Here is a 19908-nt window from a genome sequence, read left to right on the forward strand (position 1 = left end):
TCCTCGACCGCTTCGAGATCGACCGGCTCGAGAAGACCGCCACCGGTCGGGTCGCCGTCCTCGGGCGCCGCCGGAAGGAGCGCGAGAGCGTCGAAGCCGACGTCGTCGTGCAGGCCACCGGATTCCGGCCCGATCTCGACATGCTGCGCGAGATCCGCGTCTCCCTGGACGAGATCGTGGAAGCACCCCGCTCCCTCGCGACGCTCATCGACCCGAACCTGCACTCCTGCGGCACCGTCGACCCGCACGGCGTCGCCGAGCTCGCCCACCCCGAGCCGAACTTCTACATCGCCGGGATGAAGTCGTACGGCCGCGCGCCGACCTTCCTCCTCGTCACCGGCTACGAGCAGGTCCGGTCGATCGCGGACGAGCTCGCGGGCGATCACGCTGCGGCCCGGCGCGTGCAGCTCGTGCTCCCCGAGACCGGCGTCTGCTCCACCGACATCGGATCCGCCGGAGGAAGCTGCTGCTCGTGACCGCGATCCGGCCGATGAACCCCGAGGACTGGGCGGCGGTCGAGGCGACCTACCGCGAGGGCATCGCGACCGGGCATGCCACCTTCGAGGCCGAACCGCCGACCTGGGAGGCGTTCGATGCGGGGAAGCTCGACGTCGGGCGCCTGGTCGCCGTCGACGGCGATCGGATCCTCGGGTGGGCCGCGCTCTCAGCCGTCTCCAGCCGGCGCGTCTACCGTGGAGTGGTCGAGCACTCCGTCTACGTCGCCGCGGCCGCCCGTGGCCGCGGCATCGGCGCAGCACTCCTGAGGGCGCTCATCGACGCTGCGGACGACGCCGGCTTCTGGACGATCCAGTCGAGCGTCTTCCTCGAGAACACCGCCAGCCTGGCCCTGCACGACCGCGTCGGCTTCCGCCGGATCGGCACGCGCGAGCGGATCGCGCTGATGACCTACGGACCGGCCGCCGGGACCTGGCGCGACACCGTCCTCCTCGAGCGACGACGCCTGTCCTGATCGCCGTCCGTGTGCACGACTCCTCGTGAGGTCGCGGCACTCGTTCGGACGGCCGTGAGCAGCCCGTTGCGCGACGGCATCCGATCGGCCGACGCACGCGCGGCGGAACCGCCCGAGTGAACGGCGGCTCTCCGGGCCACTACTCCACGTCGCGACGGCCGGCTCGTCCCAGTGGGTGGCGGCGCGGAGCGACGGAGCGTCGTCGGCGCCATCAGCGCGGCCTGCTGCTGCTCGTGCGTCGAGGCAGCACCCGCGCAGGCGGAGGCGTGTTCTCCACCGAGCCGCGGCCGCCAGGCGCGCCGTCCGCCCGCTCCCCGACTTCGTCGAGGTCTCCGCCTGACCGACCCGACGGTCTCCGCTGCTCGAGGCGCTCGCGGTCGCGGCGAGGTGGCGGGAGCGGGTCGCGGACGCCGAAGGGCCCGCCGCTCCCAGCGACGGGCCCTTCGGTCCGGGCGCTTACAGCCCCTGCGACAGGCGGTAGTACGCCGCGTTCGCGCGCAGCTCGTTCTCGAAGCCGCGGAGCGTGGTGCCCTCGTCGATGATGAGCAGCTCGACGCCGGCGATGCGGGCGAAGTCCTCCCACGCCTCCACGCCGATCTGCGTCGTCATGACGGTGTGGTGCGCCGCTCCCGCGGTGATCCACGCGGCGGCGCTGGTGCTGAAGTCCGGAGCCGGCTGCCAGACGGCGCGGCCGACCGGGAGGTGCGGCAGCGTCTGCGGCGGCTCGACGTTCTGCACGGCGTTGGCGACGAGGCGGAAGCGCTCGCGCACGTCGCTGAGCGCGACGACGACGGCGGGTCCCGCATCCGCGGTGAAGACCAGGCGCACCGGGTCCTCGCGGCCGCCGATGCCCAGCGGGTGGATCTCGAGCGTGGCGCGCTTCGACGAGAGCGACGGCGAGACCTCGAGCATGTGCGCGCCGAGGATCAGCTCCTCGCCGGGCGTCATGTCGTAGGTGTAGTCCTCCATGAGGCTGGTGCCGCCGGGGAGGCCGGCGCCCATGACGGCGGCGATGCGGATGAGGACGGCCGTCTTCCAGTCGCCCTCCCCGCCGAAGCCGTAGCCGTCGGCCATCAGGCGCTGCACCGCGAGTCCGGGGAGCTGGCGGAGTCCGCCGAGGTCCTCGAAGCTGTCGGTGAACGCCTCGAAGCCGCCCTCCTCGAGGAACGAGCGCAGGCCGATCTCGACCGCCGCGCCGTAGCGGAGCGACTCGTGGCGCTCGCCGCCGGGGAGCAGCTCGGCGACCACGTCGTAGCTCTCGACGTACTCGGCGACGAGGGCGTCGATCTGCTCGGGAGTCGCGGCGTCGACGCGCTCGACGAGCTCGTTGACGCCCCAGGTGTTGACGCTGACGCCGAGGCGGATCTCGGCCTCGGTCTTGTCGCCCTCGGTGACGGCGACGTTGCGCATGTTGTCGCCGAAGCGGGCGACCTTCATGCTCTGCGAGGCGGCCCAGCCGGACGCGGCGCGCGACCAGATGCCGATCGACTCCGTCACGCGGGCGTCGCTGGCGTGGCCGACGACGGTCTTCCGCGGCACGCTCATCCGGCTGAGGATGTAGCCGTGCTCGCGGTCGCCGTGCGCGGCCTGGTTCAGGTTCATGAAGTCGAAGTCGATGTCCTGCCACGGCAGGGCGACGTTCGCCTGGGTGTGGAAGTGCAGCAGCGGCTTCGCGAGCGCGTCGAAGCCGTGGATCCACATCTTCGAGGGGCTGAAGGTGTGCATCCAGGTGATGACGCCCACGACGGAGTCGTCCGCGTTGGCCTCGATCATGGTGCGGCGGATCGCGTCGGAGCTCTTCAGCACCGGCTTCCACTCGATGGTGACGGGGATCGCGCTCGCCGCGTTGAGCTCGGCGACGACGGCCTGCGACTGCTCGGCGACCTGGCGGAGGGTGTCCTCGCCGTAGAGGTCCTGGCTGCCGGTCAGGAACCAGACGGTGCGGGTGGCGAGGTCGGGGATGATGCTCTGGTACACGCTCATGCGATGGCTCCGGTGGGGTTCTGTCCGTAGACGTTCTGGTAGCGGTCGAACAGGGCGTCGATCGACTCCTGCGGGATGGGGACGAGCTCGCCGCCCTGGCGCGCGAGGTGCACGGTGCGGGCGACGTCCTCGGCCATGACGGCAGCCTTCACGGCGTCCTTCGCGTCCTTGCCGATGGTGAACACTCCGTGGTTCTGCATCAGGACCGCCCGCGAGCGGTGCCCGGTCAGGGTCGCGACGATGCCGCGGCCGATGGAGTCGTCGCCGATGATCGCGAACGGGCCGATCGGGATCTCGCCGCCGAACTCGTCCGCCATCGCGGTGATCACGCAGGGGATCGGCTCGGCGCGCGCGGCCCAGGCCGTGGCGTAGGTGGAGTGCGTGTGCACGACTCCGCCGACCTCGGGCATCTCGCGGTACACGTAGGCGTGCGCCGCGGTGTCGCTGGACGGGCTGCGGTCGCTGCCGGGCGTGCCCGGGACGACGGTGCCGTCGAGGTCGCACAGGATCATGTTCTCGGGGGAGAGGTCGTCGTACGAGACTCCGCTGGGCTTGATCACGAAGAGGTCGGCGCCGGGCACGCGGCCCGAGATGTTGCCGCCCGTCCAGATGACGAGGCCGTAGCGGACGAGCTCGGAGTGCAGGCGGGCGACGTCCTCGCGGACGCGCGTGATCGCCTCCTCGATGGCCGGATCGAAGGTCATGCGGTCTCTCCCTGTGCGGTGGGTCGGGTGTCGGTGAGGGTCTCGACGGCGGTGCGCTCGACGGCGAGGCCGGCGCGGTAGCGCTCGAGGTAGGAGGCGAATCCGGCCACGTCGGCGGCGTCGGGGGCGACGCTGTCGAAGGAGTAGCCGCTGAACACCCGGTCGGTCAGGTACGCGCTGAGGTCGCCCCCGCCGTCGCGGCGGAACGCGGCGAGCACCGCGATGCCCCAGGGGCCGCCCTCGGACGCGGTCTCGGCGACGGCCACGGGCGCGTCGAGCGCTCCGGCGAGGAAGCGCTGCGCGACTCCGGCCGTGCGGAACATGCCGCCGTGGGCGTACATCGCGTCGAGCTCGACGCCCTCCTCGGCGAGCACGCGCATGCCGAGTGCGAGGGTGCCGAAGACGCCGTAGAGCTGAGCGCGGATGAAGTTGGGCAGCGTCAGGCGCGAGTCCGGGGTGCGGACGACGAGCGGACGGCCCTCCACCAGGCCCGCGATCGGCTCACCGGCGAGGTGGTTGTAGGCGAGGAGTCCGCCGGCATCGGCGTCGCCCTCGAGCGCTGCGCGGAACAGCGTGCCGTAGACGGCGTCGCTGTCGGCCGGGAGGCCCTGCGCCGCGGCGAACTGCGAGAACAGGCCGACCCACGTCGCGAGCTCGCTCGCTCCGTTGTTGCAGTGCACCATCGCCACGAGGTCTCCGGCCGGAGTCGCGACCAGGTCGAGCTCGTGGTGGACGCTCGCGAGCGGCCGCTCCAGGACGACCATCGCGAAGATGCTCGTGCCAGCGCTGACGTTGCCCGTGCGCGGGGCGACGGAGTTGGTGGCCACCATGCCGGTGCCGGCGTCGCCCTCGGGCGGGCAGAACGGCACGCCGGCCTGCAGCGCGCCGGTGGGGTCGAGCAGCAGCGCACCCTCGGCGGTGAGCTCGCCGGCCTCGGCGCCCGCGGGGAGCACCTCGGGCAGCAGGTCGCGCAGCGCGGGCAGGCCGCGGCCGGCGACGAGGCCGTCGTACGCCTCGAGCACGGAGGCGTCGTAGTCGGTGGTCGCCGGGTCGGTCGGGACCATGCCCGACGCGTCGCCGACTCCGAGGACCTTGCGGCCCGTCAGCTGCCAGTGCACGTACCCGGCGAGGGTCGTGAGGAAGGCGACGTCGGCCACGTGCGGCTCGTCGTCGAGGACGGCCTGGTGGAAGTGGGCGAGCGACCAGCGCAGCGGGATGTTGGCGCCGAACAGCTCGGTGAGCTGCTCCGAGGCCGGACCCGTGCTGGTGTTGCGCCAGGTGCGGAACGGCACGAGCAGCTCGCCGCTCGCGTCGAAGGGGAGGTAGCCGTGCATCATCGCCGAGACGCCGAGCGCCCCGAACGTGGTGGGAGCGACGCCGTGGCGCTGCTGCGCGTCGGCGACGAGGTCGGCGAACGCCGCCTGCAGCCCCGACCAGACGTCCTCGAGGGAGTAGGTCCAGCGCCGGTCGACGAACCGGTTCTCCCACTCGTGGCTGCCCGTCGCCAGCACGACCGACGGGTCGGCGGCGTCGACGAGACACGCCTTGATGCGGGTGGATCCGAGTTCGATCCCGAGGGCGGTCGCGCCGCTCGTGATCGCGTCTCCACCGGGGGCGGAAGGGGGCCGTCGCTGGTCCATCGTGCTCCTCGCTCGGGCGATGTGACCGTTCACAAAGCCAGGAGTCAGAGTAGGCGACGCACTGCGCGGTTGGCAACGAGGCGGCTGCGTGCAGAACCTCAGCTGCGAGGGTGCCTCAGCGACCATCGTGGCTGTGGAGCACTCCCAGCCGAGGTTCTGCTGCTCAGCGGGCCGAGTGGGCCGTCGACGCCCGCTCGACCAGCTGCGGGGCGACGGGCAGGTCGACCGCCGCGGTCTCGCCGCGCAGCTCGGCCAGGACGACGCCGATGGTGCGACGGCCGACCTCGGCGAAGTCCTGGCGGATCGTCGTGAGCGGCGGCAGGTAGTGGGCCGCCTCCGGGACGTCGTCGAAGCCGACGACGCTCAGGTCGTCCGGCACCCGCACACCCCGATCGGCGCACGCGTGCAGGAGTCCGAGCGCCATCTGGTCGTTCCCCGCGAAGACGGCGTCAAGGTCCGCGACGTCGTCGAGCAGCCGGAGCCCGGCGCGGTAGCCGGACTCGGCGCTCCAGTCGCCCTCGATCACGTGGGCGGGCTTGAGGGCGTCCTCGGCCAGCCTCGTCGTGAATCCCTCGAGACGCGCGTGGGCCTCGACCCAGTGCTGCGGACCCGCGACGTGCGCGATCCTCCGGTGCCCGAGGGCGAGCAGGTGCTCGGTGGCCAGCCGCCCGCCGGCGGCCTGATCGACCAGGAGTCGCGGATCCGCTCCCCGTCCGGCCGCGCCGAGCGTGACGAACGGCACTCCGATCGAGAGGCTCTCGATGGCCTCGAGCGCCCGCTCCTGCGGGGCGAGCACGACGATCGCTTCGACGGACTCGCGCTGGAGGTGCTCCAGCCCGTCGGCGAGCGACTCCGCGTCGGGGGAGGCGACGTTGACCACGGGCACCCGGTAGCCGGCGTCGCGCGCGGCCTGCTCGATCGCGGCCATCGCGGTCGCGGTGCCGTAGAAGCTGTGGCTCTCGGCGGCGAGGATCCCGATCAGTCCGCTGCGACTCGTCGCGAGCGCCCGCGCCGCCGCGCTCGGCCGGAAGCCGAGGTCGCTGATCGCCGCGAGCACGCGCTCCCGGGTGCGCGGCCGCAGCTGCGGGCTGTCGTTCAGCACGCGCGAGACCGTCTGGTAGGAGACGCCCGCCCGTACCGCGACGTCGCGGATCGTCGGCTGTCTCTCGGTCGTCATCCGCACACCGTAGCGCGAGGGCTCGACGCGGCCGGCTTCCTCCGCGGGAGGGAGGCCGCGCCCGGACGCACGTGCCTAGGCTGGCCGCGGTGCACGGCCGATGCGTGCCCGGAGAAGGAGTTCCCGTGGACGAGAGAGCGATCTCGATCGCCGTGGCCCTGGTCGGCGGACTCGGCGTGTTGGCGTCGGTCGTCGTGCTGCTGGTGCAGAAGCGGGGGATGCTGAACGGCTCGGGTCGCGGGGGACCCGGCGGCGGGGCGAGCGACGGAGGCGGTGGTTCCGCTGCCGCGGGCGGCTACTCCGATGACCGGTCCGACGGCGACGGACGGGACGACGGCGGGTCGTCGGGTTCGTCGGACTCGGGCGGATCGTCGGGCTCCTCGGACTCGGGCGGATCCTCAGGCGGCGACGGCGGCGGAGGAGGCGGCGGAGGGGACTGACCCCGCCGGCTCAGTCGCGGCGAGCGGCGGTGGCGAGGAAGAAATCGACGCTGTCGCCGAGATCGACGACGGTCAGCGGCACTGCGACGGACCCGAGGAGGGCGAGGGCGGAGTCGGGGCGGGCGGGATCGGTCGAGAGCATGGGGGGCCTTCCGGAGTCGGTGCGGATGCGGGTGCGGATGCGGGGTCAGAGCGAGTGCGGCTCGTCGAGAGCGCGGAGGCCGACGTTGCTGAGGTAGCCGACTCCCTGGAAGAGGGTCCCGGCCACGACGGACGCCACGAACACGACCGAGAGGGCACCGCGGAGGGGAGCGGTGGCGATCCGGCGGAGACGGTGCTGCGAGACGGTCGGCGCGACGGCGGTCGGCATGCGCACGGCGGGAACGGCGGAGGCGCCGGGCGCGGGGCCGACCTCTGCGGTGCTGACGGGAGCGGTGGCGATCGACATCGGATCCTCCTCGGGTGCGGAGCGCGGGGTGCGATCCGACCTGTTCCACGATCCCCGGATCCGAGCGCCGTGTCGTCGTCCCCGGGGACCCACCGGCGTCATCCGTCCGCACGACGTGAGTCGCGCCGGACGGACGAGGCGGGTGATCCGCCGGTGTCAGCGGGCGGGACCCGCGGGGTCGTCGCTCCGGGAGAAGGCGATCGCGACGAGGCGGCGCAGCACGTCGAGGTCGACGTCGTCGAGGGTGCGCACGTAGACGCAGCCGGCGCCCTCGGTGTACCGGCCGAGCTCGGGCAGCAGGGCGGCTCCCTCGGGCAGGTCCTTGAGGCCGTAGAGCGAGAGCTGCGCCTTGCGCGGCGAGAACGCCGTCTTCGGCCAGACGCCGGTGCGGCGCGGATCGGAGGGGGACACGTAGCGGTAGCTGCCGAAGCCGACCATCGACGGCCCCCACATCACCGGGTCGGCGCCCGTGACCTCGCGGAAGAGCGCGGCGAGCGCGACTCCGTCCTCCCGACGGCGTGCCGGAACGGCCGCGGCGAGGAACTCGTCGACGCTCGCGTCGGTGGGGCCGGTCTTCTGCGCGCTCATGCGTCGAGCGTGCCACCTCGGGCCGCTCCAGTCCTCAGAAGTCGTCGTACTTGGCTGCGAGTCGACGGCGTCCACGGAATGGGCCGACCCTCGCCCCCTCGGCAGATACAACATTCAGTGGCTTTGCTGATAGATAGTACGACTACTAAGTTGAATGCCACGTAGGCACACAATTCTTCTAGCTGCTCATTAGGGTTGCGTAACGTCCTCGATGTGCGGTCCGCTGATATTCACTTCCTTGAGGTGCACTTCACCTTTCTGGAACATGACGCCAGGAGCCAAAGCCGGAACGGGCACAGTAGTATCCCACTGAATTCGCCAGTCAGCTCCCTGTTCCTTCGCCATGTGGGTCGGCTCGAGCTTGAATGACATGTCCGGATGCTGGTTCGGGTGAGCGATTCCCTCTCTATTGCCGCTTAGTGTTCCGATAAGCGAAGCTCTTGCTGGCACGCAAGTCAAAGGGCGATTGTAGGCATCGGATAGTAAGAGTGCCGAGCGCGCTCCTTCTCCGAAAAGTTGAAAGACGATAAACTCTCGCACCAAATATGCGAGCTTAACAACCTGCCGTTCGGCTACATCCACAATGTCTTGTAGCTCCCCGAAGCCATGTTCCATGGAGTCGCTTGCGGTCTTCGCGCTTTTGTAGAGTTCATCATCTCCCTTGAACAGAATGCGTCTGCGAACCTCGGGATCGACTTTCTTGATATCGATCTTCCATTCATCTGCAAGTCCTTTCGCTCCGCCGAATTTGTCGAACAACGGCTCCCTTGCAACTCGGGTCAACGCCTCCATCGCCATGTAAAGGAATGAGAAGGCCACGACTTCGTGACCAATTCTCCAATTTCGGAGCGCAGTTACGTAGGAGCTGATCCCTCGCCAGAGCCGTTCTTTGAACTCATGGTCTCCAAGGGATTTAATTCCTTTGCCCATGAATTTTGGCGGTTCGCGCAGGACTGTGGGGGGAGTGGAGTAGTGAGCGGTAAACGACGAGAATATGGCTTCGTGTGTTGTCGATTCCACGTCTAAGTTATAGAGAATTTCGAGCGTGGGTTCTTCAGTTGCTGCGTTCGTGAGAAAACTGAACATTCCGACGGCATCATCAACAAGGTTTCGGAAGGTCAGTTCCGTGTCCTGTAGGTTGTCTCCTTGAGCCTCGCCCGACGTCCAAATTCCATTCGATATGGGTCCATGCGGACCCTTCACGGTGTAAGTCCCCGCGCGGACGGTAACCTCCTGGTCTGGAAATACGTACGTGAATGAAAATTGCGAGCCTGGCGGAAAATACAGCGCTGAATTTGCGCGGTACACCCCGCGGGCTCGCACGATATTTGGCGTTTGCTGAGACATGAGGTAAGGATAGCCTCTTCCCGGCGCTCGCAGCAGTGTCGATAAGCAGTGCTTTCATCCCTAATTCGTCGGCACGTGAGCGCGGCAATAGAGGTGCAGATCACCCGTGCTCCCAGCCCCCCTCGGCCAGCCGCTCCCGCCAGTCCGCAGGCAGTCGGGCCGGGCGCGGTGTAGTCGAGCGGGTGCTCCTGCGGGGCAGCGAGTCGGGGTCCGTCAGCGCACTCGCCGGTGCGGTAGTCCCAAAACCAGTCCTCGCCGGCCTCGAAGCCGCGGACGCCAATATGCCCGGTCGCTTCGCGTCGTGCGGTCGCGTGGCGGTTCGCGAGTCGTCGCGGCAGCCGCCATCCCCGTAAAGCGCGCCGGTTCACTACCACGCTCGTGTGTTGTCGCACTCGACGCAGCCCGCGCCGGAGGGAGGGGCGGAGGCGTCGAACATGGACGTGGCGATTATGCCAACAGTCCGTCGGCGGTCCCCCAGGCGCTGCGGACAGCCTCCGCTGGTCAGCGGTGCGAAGGACTTGTCTACCATCGTGCAAAAGTCGTCGCGCTCGTGCGCGGACCAATCCTCCCGCACTACGTCGACCGCGGCGACGCCGGCGTCGGAACGGCGGCCGCGAGGAACTCGTCGACGCTCGTGTCGGTGGGGCCGGTCTTCTTACGATTCTCGAGGAGTGGGCGCTACCCCAGGTCAGCCCGCTCCGCCGCGTGCAGGGCGCGCACCTCGTCGGCCGTGAGCGCCCGGTCCCAGACGCGCAGCCGCGCGATGCTGCCCTTGTGCAGGTTGATCAGCTTGCCGTCGCGGCCGACCGCGCCGACCATGAAGTCGCCGGGAGCCGCGTTGAGGCCGTCGGGGTAGACGTACGGGTTCTTCGCGTAGGTCGCGCCCTGCTTGTCGGTGTAGCTCGGGTAGGAGGTCGACTCGCCGTTCAGGTAGGCGATCGCGAGTTCGCCGTCGTAGGTGCCGACGTGCAGCTCCCACACTCCGCGCGTCATCTTCCGCGGTTCGGACGAGTAGTCGATCGAGAACGGGTAGCCGGGAGTCGGACCGCCCTGCTTCGACACCTCCATGCAGACCATGTCGTCGCCGCCGTAGTCGGGGAGGTCGTTGAAGAGGGCGTAGGAGCGCAGAGGGCCGACGGCCGACTCCTCCCAGATCCCGGCGATGTTGGCGTTGTTGGAGTCGGTGCTGAGCACCCAGGCGGCGACCGTCACCGCGCCGGTCGAGGCGCCGACGTTGAGCACGCCGATGTCCGACTTCGGGACCACGAGGAAGTCGGTGGTGCCGTTGAATCGCACTCCGCCGCCGAAGGGCGTCGAGATCCGCGTCGCGGTCGAGCTCGCGCCCTGGAGGAGCGCGGGCGCGCCCGCCACCGCTGACGCGTAGGGTGCCGCGCTCTCGGTGAACGACCAGTCGGCGATCGGCGCAGGGACCGGGGTCTGCGGGGGCGCGGGGGTGTCTTCGACGATGAAGGCGTCGAGGATGATCGTGGATCCGGTGGCGGCGGGGTTCTTGGTGGAGCCGCGCTTGAGGGTGATGGTGTGGGTGCCGGCGGGGAGGGTGCCGCTGGTCCAGACGGTCTGCTTGGCGCGGGTGGTGGGGCTGTAGCGGTCGATGGTGGTGACGAGGGTGTCGTCGATCCAGACCTCGTTGATGCCGGAGGAGGGGGTTCTGCGGCTGATCCAGCTGACGGAGGTGCCGGTGAACGTGAGCGCTGCGGAGGCGCCGGTCGAAGTGGAGTAGCTGATGCTTCCTCCGCTGTCGGCCGGGGAGGAGAGGGTCGTCCAGGAGCCGGTGGTCGTGATGTGCGGCGAGCCGTGCTCGTACGTCCCCGCGCCGGGCGGAGTCGCCGGCTCGGGGGTGTCTTCGACGAGGAAGGCGTCGAGGATGATCGTGGATCCGGTGGCGGCGGGGTTCTTGGTGGAGCCGCGCTTGAGGGTGATGGTGTGGGTGGCGGCGGGGAGGGTGCCGCTGGTCCAGACGGTCTGCTTGGCGCGGGTGGTGGGGCTGTAGCGGTCGATGGTGGCGACGAGGGCGTCGTCGATCCAGACCTCGTTGGTGCCGGAGGAGGGGGTTCTGCGGCTGATCCAGCTGACGGAGGTGCCGGTGAACGTGAGTGCGGCGGAGGCGCGGGTCGAGGTGGAGTAGCTGATGCTTCCTCCGCTGTCGGCCGGGGAGGAGAGGGTCGTCCAGGTGCCGGTGGTCGTGATCTGCGGCGAACCGTTCTCGTACGTCCCCGCTCCGGGCGGGGTCGGTTCGGCAGGATCGGCCACCGCGGCGGCGGGGGAGGCGTACGCCAGGGCGGTGCCGACTCCGGCGATCGATCCGGTGAGCATCGTGCGGCGGGAGAGCGCGGCGAAGGGGCGGCGGGAGTCGTCCATGGGGTGGCGGGCCTTCCGGGCTGTCTGGGCGAGGGCTCGGTGCCGCAGTGGAGAGGAGTCGGACCCACTGCGGTCCCGGATCGTCGAGGAGGACGGGGTGTCGGCTCAGCCCCTGAGATCGAGGCGTCGAGCACGAGCGTATCGCCGGACGACGCCGGGGCGCCCGTCGATTCCCGCCCGAGCGACACGGTGTCCCGGCTCGGCGGAGAATCCTCGTCGCCGCTAGCGCCCGGCGTCCAGCTGCTCGCGCCAGTCCGCCGGCAGCCTGTCCGCCGGGCCGGGCGCGGTCTGGTCGAGCGGGTGCTCCTGCGGGTCGGCGAGGCGGGGCCCGTCGGCGTAGTCGCCGGTGCGGTAGTCCCAGAACCAGTCCTCGCCGGGCTCGAAGCTGCGGATGACCGCGTGCCCGGTCGTCTCGTAGTGCGCGGTCGCGTGGCGGTTGGGCGAGTCGTCGCAGCAGCCGATGTGCCCGCAGAGCGCGCAGCGGCGCAGGTGCACCCACCACGCTCCGGTGCGGTCGCACTCGACGCAGCCCGCGCCGGAGGGAGGGACGGAGGGGTCGATCATCGACGTCGCGGTCATGCCACCAGTGTGGTCCGTCGGCGGCGGCCGGGTCACCCTCCGCTGGTCAGCCGCGCGAACGCCTCGTCGACCATCGTGCGGAAGTCGGCGTCCTCGTGCGCGGCCCACTCCTCCCACACCACGTCGACCGCGGCGAGGCCGGCGGCCGCCAGCACTCGCGCGGTGAGCGGCTCGACACCCCGCGCGACGAGTGCGTCGGCCAGCGCCTCGGCCCCCTCGGCCCGGCGCTCGCGCAGGCGCGCCTTCAGCGTGAACTCGCTCGAGATCAGCCGCAGCCGCGCCCGGTAGACGTCGGGCGCGCGGGTCGCGACGGCGACGACCGGCTCCACGGAGGCGCGCACCAGCTCCCAGCCGGACAGTGCGGCCCCGGCGGGCAGCGCGAGCACCGGTGCCGCGTAGTCGACCCGGTCGCCGTCGACGGCGGCCACGACCACGTCCTCCTTGCTGCGGAAGTAGCGGAAGAAGGTCGCACGCGAGACGCCGGCCTCGCGCGCGGCCTCCTCCACCGTCACCGCGGAGTAGCCGCGTTCGAGGAACACGGCGAGCACCGCATCGGCGAGCTCGGCCCGCAGCAGGGCGCGGGTGCGGTCGCGGAGCGGTGCGGTCATGCGGTCAGCCTAGGAGCCGGTGGCGTCCCGGCTCCCCGGCCCGGCTCAGTTCGCGGCCGAGATCTCGAGCGCGATGCCGTCGGGGTCGCGGAACTCGAGGATGCTCAGCGGCCCGGTGTCCTTGACGGGCTCGTGCGCGATACCCAGCTCGTCGAGGACGGCGACGGAGGCCCGCAGCTCGTCCGCTCCGGCGACGGTGAAGCTCAGGTGGTCGAGCCCCACGCGGTCCTCGTCGAAGCGGTCGCCCGCCGCGGCCACGGGGCGCAGGCCCAGCAGTCCGCCGGGGAAGGAGTAGATCACTCCGCCGAAGAGGAAGGCCAGCTGCTCCTGCACCTCGGCGGGCGCATCGGCGGGCGGCGCCTCGAAGGCGATGTCGAAGCCGAAGACGGAGTCGTAGAACGCGCGCGAGACGGCGATGTCGCGGACGGTGAGGCGGATGTGGGCGTAGTCGACGGCGGGGATGGGCATGCGGGGTCCTTCCGGAGGCGGCGGGCCGGAGTGCCCGCCAGGAGTGCTTCGGAGCGGCGACGCCGACGGAGGGGATATGCGGGTGAGACTCAGTCTCAGGTGCGATATTCACTATCACCCCCGATCGAAGGAGACCCATGACCCTCACCTCCAAGAACACGCTGCAGGAGTGGCTCGACGACGCCGTCGGCGGTCCGATCCTCCGCGGGATCCTCGCCCAGGGCGGCCAGACGGAGGAGGCGCTGCGCCCCGCGGCGAGACTGTCGCTGCGCGCGATGGTCGAGCTGGGCGGCGGTGCGTTCCCGCAGGAGCTGGTCGACACCCTCGTGAAGCAGGCGAACGGCGGAGTGATCCCGCCCGAGGAGACGGAGGAGGAGTCGCAGGACAGCTCCGGCCGGTTCGACGGCAAGACGGTCGTCGTCACCGGTGCGGGCTCCGGCATCGGCCGGGCGACCGCCCGCCGCCTGGTGCGCGAGGGCGCCCGCGTGATCGCGGTCGACGTCGTGCCGACCGGCGTCGAGGCCCTCGCCGCGGCGTCGCCGGAGGGCTCGGTCGTGACGGTCGTCGCCGACATCACCTCGCCCGAGGGCGTCGCGTCGATCGTGTCCGCGGCGGGAGGGCGGATCGACGGCCTCGCGAACATCGCCGGGATCATGGACGGCATGACTCCGCTGCACGAGGCGGAGGACGCGCTCTGGCGCCGGGTCTTCTCGGTGAACGTCGACGGGACCTTCGCGCTGAGCCGCGCCGTGCTGCCGGCGATGCTCGCCGCCGGTCGCGGGGCGATCGTCAACATCGCCTCGGAGGCGTCCCTGCGCGGCAACGCGGCCGGCACCGCCTACACGGCGTCCAAGCACGCGGTCGTCGGGATCACCAAGTCGGCGGCGTTCCTCTACGGCCCGTCCGGCGTCCGGACCAACGCGGTGGCTCCCGGGCCGACGGCCACGGCGATCGAGGGCACGATGTCGTCCGACTTCGCGCGCGAGCGCCTCGCTCCGTTCTTCGCCCTGATCCCGCCGGTGGTCGAGGCCGACACCATGGCTGCGTCGATCACCTGGCTGCTCAGCGACGACTCCGCGAACGTGAACGGCGTGGTCCTCGCCTCCGACGGCGGCTGGTCGGTGCAGTAGCGGCCGACGCGATCAGTCGCGGGCGTTCCGCAGCTCGCGGCTGATCGCGCGCAGCCCGGTCTCGAGCGCCTCGAGCTCGTCGAGCGACAGGCGCGACAGCACGTCCTCGCCGAGCTCGGGGCGGGCGGCCATCAGCTCGCGGACCACGGCGCGGCCGAGGTCGGTGGCGTGGATCCGCCGGACGCGCTGGTCCCGAGGGTCCGTCTCGCGCTCGACGAGCTGCTGCGAGACGAGTCGGTCCACGAGCTTCGACATCGATGGCATCGAGACCCCGAAGCTCTGGGCCAGGCCGGCGCCGGTCGCCCCTTCCTCGGTGGTGACGATCACCGACAGGGCCTTCAGCTGCTGGATCGTGAGCTCGGTCGTCAGCAGCGGAGCGAGGACGCGCGGGATCGAGCGCACGGTGATCGCGATCGAGAGCGCCTCGATGTCCGAGACGACGCGGGCACGGGGATCCATCCGCCCACCGTAGGTCTCAGTCGATACTCAGGGCAATCACTTAGATCGAAGCTAACCTTTCTGATGAGGACGCGTCGTCGTCCTCGAACCGATCCGGAGTCGTGTCGGCGCTCGCGGGACCTCCCGCCGTCGTCCCGCCACCGGGCTCCGCCGCCGCGTCGATCCGCGTGACGAGAGCGAGACGCCCATGACCGACACCATCCCGACCGAGACCCTCGCCGCCGACGACCGGCGCCGCCTCGAGGCCGCCCGCGCGAAGTACCGCGCCGAGCGCGACCGCCGCGCCCGCCCCGATGCCGCGACGCAGTACCGCCGCGCGGCGGGCGAGTTCGGCTACTACGCGAAGGACCCGTACACCGAGCGCACCGAGCGCGAGCCGAAGACCGACAGGGTCGAGGCGCTCGTGATCGGTGCCGGCTTTGGCGGACTGCTCACCGCGTCCCGGCTGCGCGAGGCGGGCGTCGACTCCCTCCGCCTGATGGACGAGGCCGGCGACGTCGGCGGCACCTGGTACTGGAACCGCTACCCCGGGGTGCGCTGCGACATCGAGTCGTCCGTCTACCTCCCGCTGCTCGAGGAGGTCGGCGGGATGCCGTCCGAGCGGTACGCGCCGGGGGAGGAGATCCGCCGGCACGCGGTCGCGATCGCCGAGCAGTACGGCCTCTACCGCGACACGCTCTTCCAGACCCGCGCCACGGCGCTCACCTGGGACGAGGAGGCGGAGGAGTGGCTCGTCGAGACCGACCGCGGCGACCGGTTCCGCGCGCGGTTCGTGGTCACCTCCTCCGGCACCCTGACCCAGCCGAAGCTCCCCGGGATCCCGGGCATCGAGACCTTCCGCGGCCACACCTTCCACACCTCGCGCTGGGACTACGGCTACACCGGCGGCACGCCCGACGGCGGCCTGACCGGCCTCGCCGACAAGCGCGTCGCCATCGTCGGCACCGGCGCGACCGGCCTCCAGGTGATCCCGCACGTCGGCGAGGACGCCCGGGAGCTGATCGTGTTCCAGCGCACGCCGTCCACGGTCGACGTCCGCGACAACCGGCCGACGGATCCCGAGTGGGCCGCGTCGCTGCGCCCGGGCTGGCAGCGCGAGCGGATGGAGAACTTCCTCGCGGTGCTCGCCGGCGAGCCGGTGGACGAGTCGCTCGTGCAGGACGGCTGGACGAAGACGGTCGAGCTGCAGCGGCAGATCCTCTCGGGTGCGGTCGACACGTCGCTGCCGCCCCAGGAGCGCGAGCTGCGCGACGAGCTGGCCGACCTCGACACGATGGACCGCCTCCGCGCCCGTGTCGACTCCGTCGTCGAGGATCCCGCGACCGCCGAGGCGCTCAAGCCCTGGTACCGCTACATGTGCAAGCGGCCGGGCTTCAGCGACACCTACCTGCCCACCTTCAACCGGCCGAACGTGCGCCTCGTCGAGACGGCCGACACGGGCGGCATCACGCGGATGACCGAGACCGAGGTCGTCGTCGGCGACACCGCCTACGAGGTCGACTGCGTGGTCTTCGCGACCGGCTTCGAGGTCGGGATCTCGGGGGTGATGTCGGGCACGCTGCCGGTCGTCGGCCGGGGCGGGCGGACGCTCCTGGAGGCGTGGGGCCGCGGCCCGCGGACGCTGCACGGCTTCTCGTCGCACGGCTTCCCGAACCTGTTCCACCTCAGCGGCATCCAGAACGCCAACTCGGTGAACTTCGCGCACATCCTGCTCGAGCAGGCCGAGCACATCGCCGCCGTCATCGCCCGCGGCCGCGAGGTCGGCGCGCGGTACCTCGAGCCGAGCGTCGAGGCGGAGGAGGCGTGGGTGCGCACCGTGCACGAGACCGCCGCCGACACCCGCGCCTTCCAGGCCGAGTGCACGCCCGGGTACTACAACGGCGAGGGCACCCGCTCGATCGGCGGCGCCTCCTACAGCCCCGGCCCGATCGCCTTCCACCGCCTGCTGCGCGAGTGGCGCGAGGGCGGGATGGACGACGTGCTCGTCGACGCCGGAGTGGGGGCGTCGCGATGAGGCGGCGGGCGATCGCGGTGCCGGTGCTGCTCGCCGGGACTCTGGCGGGATGCACGGAGGCGGGGGACCCGGCGGGGGAGGAGGCGGCTCCGTCGGTCGTGACCGCCGAGCGCGTGCTGCAGGTGACCGAGGTGCACGAGGCCACGGGCATGACGCTGCTCGAGGGGCCCGTGTTCGGCCCCGACGGCGGCCTCTACGTCGTCGACGTGACGGCCCCGCCCGGCGAGGGCAAGGTGCTCCGGATCGACCTCGACGACGAGAGCGTCGAACCGGTCTGGACCGACGACTCCTCCGCCCTCACCTCGGCCCAGTTCGGGGCGGACGGGCGCCTGTACGTCACCGACTTCCTCGGCGGTGCCGTCCGGAGCATGACGGCCGACGGCGAGGACGTGCGCGAGATCGCCGGCGGACCGGTGGACGGGGTGCCGATGCAGCCGGACGACCTCGACTTCGGTGCCGACGGTGCTCTCTACGTCACCGACGCGGCGGGGGCGCAGGACCCGTACTGGGAAGCGTCCGGACGCGTCGTGCGCGTCGATCCGTCGAGCGGCTCGGCGTCGGTGCTGGCCGACGAGCTGCCCTCGCCCAACGGCATCGCCTTCTCGCCCGACCACCGCGAGCTCTGGGTCAGCATGAACACGGGCAATCGGATCGACCGCCTCACGCTGACCGCGGACGGCACCGAGGTCGCCACCGCGTTCCCGGCGATCCACGCCTCGCCCGGCATCGGCCAGCTCGACTCGATCGCGGTCGACGCCGACGGCAACCTCTACGTCGGCCTGCACAGCCGACCGGAGATCCTCGTCTACGACACCTCCGGCACCCTGCTGCAAACGGTCACGGTCGCGGAGTCGGGCGTGAGCTCGGCCACGAACATCGCGATCCGGCCCGGCACGACCGAGGCGTACGCGACGATCAGCGGCTCGGACGGCGGCTTCGTGCACACCTTCGAGGCGCTCGCGGAGGGGGTGCCGGCGCGCTGACCGGCGCCGCTGATGTCCAGCGTCCGCCCACCGCCGTCGGTGATGCTCGCGGGATGACGCCCACGGTGCCCGACGCCCTCGTCCCGCTCGCGCTGCGGCTCGCGCGAGCGAACCGCACGTTCGTGACCGGGGAGGGGACCCGGCGGCGGATCCGCGAGGCGGAGCTGCGTCCCGCGCCCTACGGGCCGCCCGCGCGGCTGGCGTCCGGGATCCGCGTGGACGTCGAGCACGTCGACGGGTGGCCCGTGTACACGCTGGTTCCGCGGGGCCGCGTGGTCGGAGGGACGGTGTACGCGCACGGCGGCGGCTGGGTCAACGAGATCCACCCGCAGCACTGGCGGCTCGCGGCCCGCATCGCGGCGGAGGCATCGATCGCCGTCACGCTGCCGATCTACCCGCTGGTGCCGTTCGGCACCGCTCTCGAGGCGCGCGACGGCGTTCTCGCCCTGGTGCGCAGGAGCCTGGAGCGCCACGGACCGACCTGCCTCGCGGGCGACTCCGCCGGCGGGCAGATCGCGCTGTCGACGGCGCTGGCGCTCCGCGATGAGGGCGTGGTGCTGCCGCGCACCGTGCTGATCTCGCCGGCGCTCGACCTCTCGTGGAGCAACCCGCGCATCCCGGAGGTGCAGCCGACCGATCCGTGGCTCGGCACCCCAGGCGGCCGCGTGCTCGCGGAGCACTGGCGCGGGGAGCTCGACCTGCTCGATCCGGCGGTGAGCCCGCTGTTCGGGGAGTACGCGGGGCTCGGGCCGCTGACCGTGTTCACCGGCACCCGCGACGTGCTGAACCCAGACGTGCACCTGCTGGCGGCGAAGGCCGCGGCGGTCGGAGTGCCGTTCGAGCTGCACGAGGCCGTCGGGCAGCTCCACGTCTACCCGCTGGTGCCCACCCGCGCGGGCCGCGGCGCGGCGCACGACGTGATCGAGGCCCTGAGCCGCGCGGTGCGCGGGGCCGACCCGCAGAACTGAGGCATCAGCGGATCGACGCGGTGCGCGCCTCCGCAGCGAGCACGTCACCGAGCGGGCGCGGTGGCCGCGGTGTGATCGCGCGGGCTCTGGGGGGCGGCGAGACCTCGCCACAGCACTGCGTGGGAGGCGTGCTTCTCGACCAGGCCGGGCAGTGCGGGAAGCCCGCCCTCGCCCCGGCGGAGGATGTCGTCGAGAGACGCGACCGCGTCGAGCACTGAGCGCGGATCGAACTGGCCGGCGAGGCGCTTCGCCTTCGCGCGGACGTTGTTGGGTGTGGGGCCCGCATCGATGAGCGAGTGGTTCCAGAGGCGACTCTGATGGGCGCATCTGTTGCGCAGGTAGACCAGAGCTCTCACGCGGGAGGCGAAGCCGGACCGGGCTGCGCCGAGGCGCGCTGCCACTGCTTCGGACAGCGTTCCTCCGTCTCCGCGCTCGATGCACTTCGACAGCGTGCCGAACGACCAGGCCTCCACGGCCGACCACACCGGCAGCTCGTCGAACCGCGTGGCTCCGGTGGAGTCCGTGTACCGCAGGATGTGCCGCCCCCTGCTCCGCTCGATGTCCCTCAGGCACGACTCGGCAGTCGGCTGTGCGCTCGGCGCGTCCGTGTAGAAGGCCGTCTCGAGGTAGGTGCGGTACGGACCGTGGATCTCGGCGATCGCCTGAGCAGTCCGGCTCCTCAGGAGCAACTCGGCACGAGCCAGCGGGCCCGTGAGCGTCTCGCGGAGGAGTGCGTCCGCGTCGTAGACCGCCCTGACCGCCTCGAACGTGCTCCCCTCTTCGAAGCGGTCGTCTCCGCGGTGTGGTGCGCGCTGGAAGTACCGGAGGTATCCGGAGAACCGGTAGTAGCCCTGCACGTCGAGGAAGCGGGCGCAGGCGTCCGGATCGGCGATCTCGAGACCGCGGTCGAGGAGAAGGCGCACCAGCTGCGGGGAGGAGAGACCGGGCTTGAGGCCCACGTCGGCCTCCTCGGGACAAAGAAAAGGCCCCTCCCATGTGAGCATCGTGGAGAGGCTTGGGAGG

Annotated in this window: 20 protein-coding genes and 1 pseudogene; 7 read left to right on the plus strand and 14 right to left on the minus strand. The window is 71.2% G+C overall.

Annotation, left to right across the window (positions count from 1 at the left end; genetic code table 11):
- Positions 1–476: pseudogene (locus tag LRG51_RS13025) on the plus strand (flavoprotein); the annotation flags it as partial.
- A gap of 14 nt (positions 477–490) precedes the next feature.
- Entirely contained in the window at positions 491–970 is a 480-nt protein-coding gene (locus LRG51_RS13030) for a GNAT family N-acetyltransferase (protein ID WP_230674062.1), read from the plus strand.
- Positions 971–1426: 456 nt separating this feature from the next.
- Here the strand turns inward: LRG51_RS13030 and araA are convergent, their stop codons facing one another.
- The 4 genes from araA to LRG51_RS13050 all read right to left on the minus strand — a co-directional run bounded on the left by araA (position 1427) and on the right by LRG51_RS13050 (position 6474).
- The gene (araA, locus tag LRG51_RS13035) at positions 1427–2953 is read right to left on the minus strand and encodes an L-arabinose isomerase (protein WP_230673128.1); all 1527 of its coding nucleotides are present in this window, start codon (positions 2951–2953) and stop codon (positions 1427–1429) included.
- Positions 2950–3657, minus strand: a complete 708-nt coding sequence (locus tag LRG51_RS13040; protein ID WP_230673129.1) for an L-ribulose-5-phosphate 4-epimerase — start codon at positions 3655–3657, stop codon at positions 2950–2952. Before LRG51_RS13040 ends, araA begins: the two co-directional genes overlap by 4 nt.
- The gene (locus tag LRG51_RS13045) at positions 3654–5297 is read right to left on the minus strand and encodes a xylulokinase (RefSeq protein ID WP_230673130.1); all 1644 of its coding nucleotides are present in this window, start codon (positions 5295–5297) and stop codon (positions 3654–3656) included. Before LRG51_RS13045 ends, LRG51_RS13040 begins: the two co-directional genes overlap by 4 nt.
- Before the next feature lie 163 nt (positions 5298–5460).
- The gene (locus LRG51_RS13050; protein ID WP_230673131.1) at positions 5461–6474 is read right to left on the minus strand and encodes a LacI family DNA-binding transcriptional regulator; all 1014 of its coding nucleotides are present in this window, start codon (positions 6472–6474) and stop codon (positions 5461–5463) included.
- Positions 6475–6599: 125 nt separating this feature from the next.
- On the opposite strand from LRG51_RS13050, the gene LRG51_RS13055 reads away from it, so the two are divergent.
- Entirely contained in the window at positions 6600–6914 is a 315-nt protein-coding gene (locus LRG51_RS13055; RefSeq protein WP_230673132.1) for a hypothetical protein, read from the plus strand.
- Positions 6915–6924: 10 nt separating this feature from the next.
- Here LRG51_RS13055 and LRG51_RS19530 read toward each other — a convergent pair whose 3' ends face one another.
- The 8 genes from LRG51_RS19530 to LRG51_RS13095 form a co-directional block, all read right to left on the minus strand.
- Positions 6925–7056 carry a hypothetical protein gene (locus LRG51_RS19530; protein WP_268966593.1) on the minus strand — a complete coding sequence of 44 codons (132 nt, stop codon included), beginning with the start codon at positions 7054–7056 and terminating at the stop codon, positions 6925–6927.
- A 45-nt stretch (positions 7057–7101) separates the two neighbouring features.
- A complete protein-coding gene (locus LRG51_RS13060; protein WP_230673133.1) occupies positions 7102–7362 on the minus strand; it encodes a hypothetical protein in 261 nt (86 codons plus the stop codon).
- 156 nt (positions 7363–7518) lie between these two features.
- The gene (locus LRG51_RS13065) at positions 7519–7950 is read right to left on the minus strand and encodes a DUF1801 domain-containing protein (RefSeq protein ID WP_230673134.1); all 432 of its coding nucleotides are present in this window, start codon (positions 7948–7950) and stop codon (positions 7519–7521) included.
- A gap of 189 nt (positions 7951–8139) precedes the next feature.
- Positions 8140–9297: a hypothetical protein gene (locus LRG51_RS13070; protein WP_230673135.1), complete on the minus strand. Its 1158-nt coding sequence runs from the start codon at positions 9295–9297 to the stop codon at positions 8140–8142.
- Between the two features lie 678 nt (positions 9298–9975).
- Positions 9976–11676, minus strand: coding sequence for a LamG-like jellyroll fold domain-containing protein (locus LRG51_RS19535; RefSeq protein WP_268966594.1), 1701 nt, complete (start codon positions 11674–11676; stop codon positions 9976–9978).
- A gap of 222 nt (positions 11677–11898) precedes the next feature.
- Positions 11899–12255, minus strand: coding sequence for a UBP-type zinc finger domain-containing protein (locus LRG51_RS13085; RefSeq protein WP_055789639.1), 357 nt, complete (start codon positions 12253–12255; stop codon positions 11899–11901).
- Positions 12256–12287: 32 nt separating this feature from the next.
- A complete protein-coding gene (locus LRG51_RS13090; RefSeq protein WP_230673136.1) occupies positions 12288–12863 on the minus strand; it encodes a TetR family transcriptional regulator in 576 nt (191 codons plus the stop codon).
- A 45-nt stretch (positions 12864–12908) separates the two neighbouring features.
- Complete coding sequence (locus LRG51_RS13095) at positions 12909–13331, minus strand: VOC family protein (protein ID WP_230673137.1); 423 nt, start codon at positions 13329–13331, stop codon at positions 12909–12911.
- A 137-nt stretch (positions 13332–13468) separates the two neighbouring features.
- Between LRG51_RS13095 and LRG51_RS13100 the strand changes: the two genes are divergently transcribed.
- Positions 13469–14461, plus strand: coding sequence for an SDR family oxidoreductase (locus LRG51_RS13100; RefSeq protein ID WP_230673138.1), 993 nt, complete (start codon positions 13469–13471; stop codon positions 14459–14461).
- Between the two features lie 12 nt (positions 14462–14473).
- Here the strand turns inward: LRG51_RS13100 and LRG51_RS13105 are convergent, their stop codons facing one another.
- The gene (locus LRG51_RS13105) at positions 14474–14920 is read right to left on the minus strand and encodes a MarR family winged helix-turn-helix transcriptional regulator (RefSeq protein WP_230673139.1); all 447 of its coding nucleotides are present in this window, start codon (positions 14918–14920) and stop codon (positions 14474–14476) included.
- 187 nt (positions 14921–15107) lie between these two features.
- On the opposite strand from LRG51_RS13105, the gene LRG51_RS13110 reads away from it, so the two are divergent.
- From LRG51_RS13110 to LRG51_RS13120, 3 genes are read left to right on the plus strand one after another with little or no spacing between them, the layout of a single operon-like run.
- Positions 15108–16934, plus strand: coding sequence for a flavin-containing monooxygenase (locus LRG51_RS13110; RefSeq protein ID WP_230673140.1), 1827 nt, complete (start codon positions 15108–15110; stop codon positions 16932–16934).
- A complete protein-coding gene (locus tag LRG51_RS13115; RefSeq protein WP_230673141.1) occupies positions 16931–17917 on the plus strand; it encodes an SMP-30/gluconolactonase/LRE family protein in 987 nt (328 codons plus the stop codon). The genes LRG51_RS13110 and LRG51_RS13115 overlap by 4 nt, the downstream gene beginning before the upstream one ends.
- A gap of 53 nt (positions 17918–17970) precedes the next feature.
- The gene (locus tag LRG51_RS13120; protein WP_230673142.1) at positions 17971–18885 is read left to right on the plus strand and encodes an alpha/beta hydrolase fold domain-containing protein; all 915 of its coding nucleotides are present in this window, start codon (positions 17971–17973) and stop codon (positions 18883–18885) included.
- A gap of 44 nt (positions 18886–18929) precedes the next feature.
- On the opposite strand, the gene LRG51_RS13125 is transcribed toward LRG51_RS13120, so the two are convergent.
- Positions 18930–19889: an Abi family protein gene (locus LRG51_RS13125; RefSeq protein WP_230673143.1), complete on the minus strand. Its 960-nt coding sequence runs from the start codon at positions 19887–19889 to the stop codon at positions 18930–18932.
- Positions 19890–19908: the final 19 nt, after the last annotated feature.

This window comes from Rathayibacter sp. Leaf248 (assembly GCF_920939495.1).
In the GTDB taxonomy this organism is placed as follows: domain Bacteria; phylum Actinomycetota; class Actinomycetes; order Actinomycetales; family Microbacteriaceae; genus Rathayibacter; species Rathayibacter caricis.

Coding starts and splice junctions, on each gene's coding strand:
- LRG51_RS13090 (WP_230673136.1), bottom strand. CDS start 12,863: ATGACCGCACCGCTCCGCGACCGCACCCGCGCCCTGCTGCGGGCCGAG.
- LRG51_RS13040 (WP_230673129.1), bottom strand. CDS start 3,657: ATGACCTTCGATCCGGCCATCGAGGAGGCGATCACGCGCGTCCGCGAG.
- araA (WP_230673128.1), bottom strand. CDS start 2,953: ATGAGCGTGTACCAGAGCATCATCCCCGACCTCGCCACCCGCACCGTC.
- LRG51_RS13085 (WP_055789639.1), bottom strand. CDS start 12,255: ATGACCGCGACGTCGATGATCGACCCCTCCGTCCCTCCCTCCGGCGCG.
- LRG51_RS13095 (WP_230673137.1), bottom strand. CDS start 13,331: ATGCCCATCCCCGCCGTCGACTACGCCCACATCCGCCTCACCGTCCGC.
- LRG51_RS13045 (WP_230673130.1), bottom strand. CDS start 5,297: ATGGACCAGCGACGGCCCCCTTCCGCCCCCGGTGGAGACGCGATCACG.
- LRG51_RS13120 (WP_230673142.1), top strand. CDS start 17,971: ATGACGCCCACGGTGCCCGACGCCCTCGTCCCGCTCGCGCTGCGGCTC.
- LRG51_RS13105 (WP_230673139.1), bottom strand. CDS start 14,920: ATGGATCCCCGTGCCCGCGTCGTCTCGGACATCGAGGCGCTCTCGATC.
- LRG51_RS13125 (WP_230673143.1), bottom strand. CDS start 19,889: ATGCTCACATGGGAGGGGCCTTTTCTTTGTCCCGAGGAGGCCGACGTG.
- LRG51_RS13070 (WP_230673135.1), bottom strand. CDS start 9,297: ATGTCTCAGCAAACGCCAAATATCGTGCGAGCCCGCGGGGTGTACCGC.
- LRG51_RS13050 (WP_230673131.1), bottom strand. CDS start 6,474: ATGACGACCGAGAGACAGCCGACGATCCGCGACGTCGCGGTACGGGCG.
- LRG51_RS19535 (WP_268966594.1), bottom strand. CDS start 11,676: ATGGACGACTCCCGCCGCCCCTTCGCCGCGCTCTCCCGCCGCACGATG.
- LRG51_RS13030 (WP_230674062.1), top strand. CDS start 491: ATGAACCCCGAGGACTGGGCGGCGGTCGAGGCGACCTACCGCGAGGGC.
- LRG51_RS13115 (WP_230673141.1), top strand. CDS start 16,931: ATGAGGCGGCGGGCGATCGCGGTGCCGGTGCTGCTCGCCGGGACTCTG.
- LRG51_RS13060 (WP_230673133.1), bottom strand. CDS start 7,362: ATGTCGATCGCCACCGCTCCCGTCAGCACCGCAGAGGTCGGCCCCGCG.
- LRG51_RS13110 (WP_230673140.1), top strand. CDS start 15,108: ATGACCGACACCATCCCGACCGAGACCCTCGCCGCCGACGACCGGCGC.
- LRG51_RS19530 (WP_268966593.1), bottom strand. CDS start 7,056: ATGCTCTCGACCGATCCCGCCCGCCCCGACTCCGCCCTCGCCCTCCTC.
- LRG51_RS13100 (WP_230673138.1), top strand. CDS start 13,469: ATGACCCTCACCTCCAAGAACACGCTGCAGGAGTGGCTCGACGACGCC.
- LRG51_RS13065 (WP_230673134.1), bottom strand. CDS start 7,950: ATGAGCGCGCAGAAGACCGGCCCCACCGACGCGAGCGTCGACGAGTTC.